The organism is Streptomyces niveiscabiei, from assembly GCF_001419795.1.
In the GTDB taxonomy this organism is placed as follows: Bacteria; Actinomycetota; Actinomycetes; order Streptomycetales; family Streptomycetaceae; genus Streptomyces; species Streptomyces niveiscabiei.
Genome location: NZ_LIRL01001146.1, coordinates 1 through 5,705 on the forward strand (window position 1 = coordinate 1; position 5,705 = coordinate 5,705).

5 protein-coding genes are annotated in these 5,705 nt (G+C 71.7%); 2 read left to right on the top strand and 3 right to left on the bottom strand.

Annotated features, from left to right (window positions below; translation table 11 throughout):
- Positions 1-99: 99 nt before the first annotated feature.
- The coding region (locus tag AOK24_RS50005; protein ID WP_206191355.1) for a hypothetical protein at positions 100-357 on the top strand (258 nt) is incomplete at its 3' end.
- Positions 358-872: 515 nt separating this feature from the next.
- Here AOK24_RS50005 and AOK24_RS52420 read toward each other — a convergent pair.
- Positions 873-3,800 carry an AfsR/SARP family transcriptional regulator gene (locus tag AOK24_RS52420; protein ID WP_055725007.1) on the bottom strand — a complete coding sequence of 976 codons (2,928 nt, stop codon included), beginning with the start codon at positions 3,798-3,800 and terminating at the stop codon, positions 873-875.
- 308 nt (positions 3,801-4,108) lie between these two features.
- Between AOK24_RS52420 and AOK24_RS41145 the strand changes: the two genes are divergently transcribed.
- The gene (locus tag AOK24_RS41145) at positions 4,109-4,291 is read left to right on the top strand and encodes a hypothetical protein (RefSeq protein WP_055725008.1); all 183 of its coding nucleotides are present in this window, start codon (positions 4,109-4,111) and stop codon (positions 4,289-4,291) included.
- A 315-nt stretch (positions 4,292-4,606) separates the two neighbouring features.
- Here the strand turns inward: AOK24_RS41145 and AOK24_RS41150 are convergent, their stop codons facing one another.
- Entirely contained in the window at positions 4,607-4,795 is a 189-nt protein-coding gene (locus AOK24_RS41150) for a DoxX family protein (protein WP_055725009.1), read from the bottom strand.
- Positions 4,796-4,865: 70 nt separating this feature from the next.
- A complete protein-coding gene (locus AOK24_RS41155) occupies positions 4,866-5,510 on the bottom strand; it encodes an HNH endonuclease family protein (protein WP_055725010.1) in 645 nt (214 codons plus the stop codon).
- Positions 5,511-5,705: the final 195 nt, after the last annotated feature.

The following is a 5,705-nucleotide window of genomic DNA, read 5'->3' on the forward strand; positions in this document are numbered from 1 at the left end:
TCCGCCGACCGGACCCCCGCACCCCGGCGCCCGCCGGGCCGCGCCTGACCCCGCGCGAGCCCGGGAAAGGATCGAGGCGACGCGAACCGAGAGGCCACAGTGACCAGTTCAGCGCAGCACGACGGGACAGTCCGCACGAGGGACGAGGAGGACGCCCCCGGCCGCCTCTACGGCCGGCTCACCGACGCGTTGCTGTGGACGGCCCTCGAACAGTCGGTGTTCTCCCGTCTGCCGCTCTCCTTCCGGTACGTCGACGTCTCGGCCCGCGCCGGCCGCTGGGCGCGCCGGATCGCCGCGGAGTACCCGCACAGCACCGGCGTCCACATCGCGCCGACCCCGGAGGCCGCCGCCGAGGCCNNGTACGCCATCTCGCGGCGCGGCCGGGCGAGTTGGCGGGCCTGCTGGGCGAGCACGGGCACGACCTCGTCTTCCACGACTGCTCGCACCTCAGCGCCTTCTCCCAACCCGAGGCGGGCCTCAGGGAGTTGGCGGCGCTGATGGCGCCCGGCGGGCTCATGGTGTCGTTCCTGCCGAGCCGTTGGCACACCGCCCACGAGTACCTCGGCTGCGGCGACCTCCAAGCGGCCCTGCACAGCCTCGCCGGACACGACCCGGGCGGCCCCGGCGCCCCGCACGCGCACCTCTTCACCCCCGGCCAGATCCGGCTGCTGTGCCGGGCGCTCGACCTGCGGGTGGACGCCCTGACCGGCTTCCCCGGCCTGGTCCTGCCCGCCTCCAGCTTCTACGCGCGCTTCCCGCACGAGGAGGGCACCTTCGCCGACGTCCTGAAGATGGAACGGGAGCTGCTCATCGACCCCGACTCCGGCGCGCGCGGCGCCAACCTCCTCGCGGTGGCCACCCGCCCGGCCGCCTCACCGTGACCCGGTGACCGGTACGGCGAGCAGCAGCAGGGCCGCCAGGCCCTCGTCCGGCAGCCGCAGCTCGGCCATCATCCGCCGGGCGTCGGTGAGCGCCGAGCGCGCGGCGTCCCGCTCCCCGAGGTCCAGCCGCACCCGGCCGAGGACCAGCAGCGCCTGCGCCAAGTTGCGTACGTCGCCCGCCCGTTCGCACATCTCGACGGCCCGCAGCGCCTCCACCGCCGCCGGCTCCAGGTGCCCGAGGGCCCGCAGCGAGTCCGCGAGCCGGAACCGGGCGCACGCCTCCCGGCCGGTGAGGCCCGCGTCCAGGGCGACGGACAGGCAGCGCTCGTACCAGGACACGGCCGCCAGGTGGTCCTCCAGCGTGTGGTGCGCGAACCCGAGGACGTAGAACGCGTACGCCGCGCCCCCCGGGTTCGCGCACAGCGCCGGGGTGCCGGCCAGCAGCCGCTCGCAGATGCCGATCGCCCGCGCCGGGTCGCCCGCGTTGACGTGCAGGAGCGCCGAGTTGAGGGTCGTGGCGACCTCGCCGGTGGCGTGGCCGAGGCTGCGGGCCAGCACGATCGCCTCGTCGTAGCAGGCGGCGGCCTCCTGGAACTCGCCCCTCAACTGGTGGGCGAGACCCAGGTCGTTGAGGGCCTGGCGGAGGATCACGAGGTCCCCGGTGTGCCGGGTCAGGGCGACCGCGAGCGTGGAGTGCTCGACGGCCGCGGCGAGCCGGGCGCGGGCGAGGTGGATGTTCCCCCGGAGGAACCGCGCCCGCCCCTCGGCCCGTTCGTCCCCGGCCAGCACCGCGGCCCGCGTCAGGGCGTCGAGGGTGCTGTTCCACGCCACATGGCTCGTGTCACCCCAGTAGGCGCTCAGCGCGATCAGCAGGTCCGTCGCCGGGGTCAGCCACTCCCGGTGGTGGTACTCGCCGGGCTGTATCTCCGTCCACTCCCGGGCGACCTGCCCGGCCACCGCGAGCGCCGTCGGCGCCTCCGCGACCGCCCACGCCCGCGCCTGGGCGGGCCTGCCGAACAGCCGCCCCGGCATCCTGGCCGGCGTCAGGGCGTCCTCGATCGGATCGCCGGGCACCGCGTGCCGGAAGGCGTCCACCGCGGACGCCAGCAGCGAGTGCAGGAGCCGCCGGAACGGTTCCGCGTACGCGCTCGCCGGCAGCTTCTCCCGGGCGAACGTGCGCAGCAGGCTGTGGAACCGGTACCGGCCCGCCGACGGCGTCTCCAGGACCGCCGCGTCCACCAGCGACTCCAGGAACTCCTCCGCCTCCTCCTCGCCCGTGCCGAGCAGCGCCGACGCGCTCGCCAGCGACAGGTCCGGACTGCTCACGCAGGACAGCAGGCACAGCGCGTGCGCCTGGTCCGCCGGGAGCTGGCGGAACGTCACGTCGAAGACGGCCGACACGGTCAGGTCGCCCGCCTTCAGCTCGCTGAGCCTGCGCCGCTCGTCGGCCAGCCGCGCGGCCAGCGAGCGGATCGACCAGCGCGGCCGGGCCGCGAGCCGGGCCGCCACGATCCGTACGGCCAGCGGCAGGCAGGCGCACGACTCCATCAGCGCGGCGGCGGCCTCCGGCTCCGCGCGCACCCGCTCGGCGCCGATCGCGTGGGTCAGTAATTCGAGCGCCTCGTCGAGGTAGAACGCCTCCAACTCGACCTGGAGGGAGGCCGGGAGACCGCCGAGCCGGGTCCGGCTCGTGATCAGCACCCCGCAGTGCGCGCTGCCCGGCAGCAGCGGCTGGACCTGCGCCGCGTCGCGCGCGTCGTCCAGCACGATCAGCACCCTGCGCCCGTTCAGCATCGTCCGCAGCAGCGCCGTACGCGCCTCCAGCGGCTCGGGCACGTCCTCGGGGCGCGCGCCGAGCGCCCGCAGGAAACCCGTCAGGACGGTCTCCGGGGCGGCCATCGCGCCCAGGTCGGCGTACAACTGCCCGTCCGGGTACGCCTCGCGCACCCGGTGCGCCACGTGCAGCGCCAGCGAGGACTTGCCGACGCCGCCCATCCCGGCCAGCACCACCACCGGGAGCGTCGGCCGGCTCTCCGCGTTCATCGCCGAGGTGAGCGCCTGCGCGACATGCGCCCGCCCGATGAAGTCCGCGGGCTCCGGCGGCAGTTGCGCGGGCGGCAGCACGGCCCCCCGGTCCGCCCGCTCGTCGGGGCCCTCCAACGGGTCCGGTACGGAGTCCAGTTCGCCGCTGAGTATCCGGCGGTGTACGGCGGTGAGTTCGGCGCCGGGGTCGACCCCGAGCTCGTCGACGAGCAGCCTGCGCGCGTCGTGATAGGTCGTCAGCGCGTCCGCCCTGCGGCCGGATCCGGCCTGCGCCCGCATCAACAGGGCGTACAGTCGCTCCCGTAAGGGATAACGGCCGACCAGTTCCACCAACTCGGGAATGCACAACTGGCCTTGGCCGAGCGTGATCACGGTGTGCAGGCGCTCTTCCACGAGGGCGAGCCGGGTCTCGTCGATGCGGTCGCGCTGAAGTGCCGCGTACGGGCCGGGAATCCCCGCGAGAGGTTCTCCTTTCCACAGGGCCAGAGCGCGTTCCAGGGTCTCCAGGGCGTGGTGCGGACCATTGGCGTCGAGCGCTTCCCGGCCGAGCCGCTGCGCCTCGTACCAGTCGATGTGTTCGTCGCGCACGACCAGCCGGTATCCGTCGCCCACCGAGACCAGAAACTCCGGGGACTTGCTGTTCGTCTCCAGAATCTTGCGCAGCCGCCAGGCATAGGTGCGCAGAGTCGTGAGCGCCGAGGCGGGGACCTCCTCGCCCCAGATCGCCTCCATCAGGTCCGCCGCCGAGGCGGTTCTCCCGCGGCGCAGCAGGAGGGCGGTGAACAGGGCCTGCTGCTGGGGGTTCCCGAGGTCCAGGTCGGTCGCGTCGCGGCGTACTTCGAGCAGGCCGAGAAGGGACACATGGAGGACCGCCACCGGGTCACCTCTCTGGTCGGACCGAGCGCAGCGCGGGGCCATCCTAGCCGAGAACTTGCAGGTTCAAGCAGCCGTGACCGGACGTTTTCATTGCGTGGATGCGATTGACCGTGGGATTACCGTCGGGCGGGCGGATTGTGGAACGCATGAACACATGAACACCTTCCGATCGGAATCCCGGGGTGGGGGGTGAATTGCCCGGACTGCGGTGCGCGTCCATCTCCCGTCCATCGTCCGCTGATCCTCCACTGACGGGCCGCGGCCAGAGTGTTCCCGACCGCAGGACCTTGAACGATGGGAATACCCGAATGCACTACCAGACAATCGACTCGAAGAACATACTGCTTCGCGTCGCTGTACTCGCGGCCCTCTTCGCGGCGGTCCTCGCCACCGCCCTCGGCGGGGCCGGAACCCCCCACGCCGTCATCCACGCCGGCGACGTTTCCGAAGCCGTGGTATACGCGCCCGACTGGAACAGCACCGGTTCCTGAAATACCGGACGGGGGGTTCCAGTTGCAGTGCCGTGAATTCACGCGTCCATGGAGATCCGCAACCAAATGCACCGAAAAGGATCCCCGTGGGCGCGTGAATATGTCTGCGGCAAAAGGGGTGCGAGTTCCCGGAGGGAGATGTGACCGGTCACCCGCGCCCGGTACGGTGAAATGCCCGACCGACGTCGCATGCGTCTGCCATCGGGCTGATATGCCGGAGCTTGTCGGGATTGCCGATCGGTTGGATCGCCGGGATTCGGTCGCCTTCGAGGTCCAGAGCGAGGCTGCGCCGGCCCCCGCGCTCAAGCGCGCCCCTCAGCCGGTGAACGGTGTCGGGCCGAAGCGGCCCCGTGCCACGAATGCGGCGAGGGTGAGGTAGGTGAGGTTCAGGGCGACCAGTGTCGGCGCGGTGTTCAGCGCGGCCGGTAGTAATAGGCCTGCGGCGGCGAGGAGTTCGAGGATGCCGAGGGACTTCACGAAGGTGGTCGTCCGGCTGAGATCCACAGCGCGAGGTCCATCGTCGTCTCCTCCGTGGGAGACAGGGCCCCGCGCTGTGGCATCTCCCGGCAGAAGGTCAGCAGCCCGCGAGGTAGTTCGTCAGTGCGGACTTCTCGGCGGAGTCGACGGACAGGTCGTAGTAGTACTTCACCTGCACCCACGCGCGGACGTACGTGCAGCGGTACGAGGTGACCGACGGCATCCACTCGGCCGGGTCCTGGTCGCTCTTGGCCTGGTTGACGTTGTCGGTGACCGCGATGAGCTGCGGGCGGGTGAGGTCGTTGGCGAAGGCCTGGCGCTGGGCGGTGGTCCAGGCGCTCGCGCCGGAGTCCCACGCCTCGGCCAGCGGCACGAGGTGGTCGATGTCGAGGTCGGACGCGGCGGTCCAGGTAGCCCCGTCGTAGGGGGAGTACCAGCTACCGCTGGTGGCGGCGCAGGAGGAGTTGGTGACGACCCCGGACCCGTCCCTCTTGAGGACGGTCTCACGGGTGTTGCAGGCGCCGGAGATGGTGATCCAGTGCGGGAAGAGGTCCCGGTCGTAGCCCGTCCGGTCCTCGGTGGCCACGGTGAGCTGGGACAGATAGGTGCGCGCGGTGGCCGCGCTGACGGGCGTGGGGAGCGCGGCGGACGCGGTCGGGCCGTTGAGGACGCCGACGGAGGCTATGAGTCCGGTAAGGGCGGCCAGTATGCTGAGCCGTCCACGCGCGTAGAGCTTTCGCATGCGAACTCCCGGGGAGTGTGGGGGTGTTGGAGTGGGGGGCGTGGGAATGCTCGCGGGGGCGTGTTGCGGTGAGGTGTGCGAGCGGTAAGAAGTTAGTGACGCGCACATGACAAAACAAGGTTTGCGGCAAGGAGAAGGTCCGAGGCAGGGGGAAGGCGGCAGGGGGACTTCCGTCCCTACGGCGATGTCGGTGGC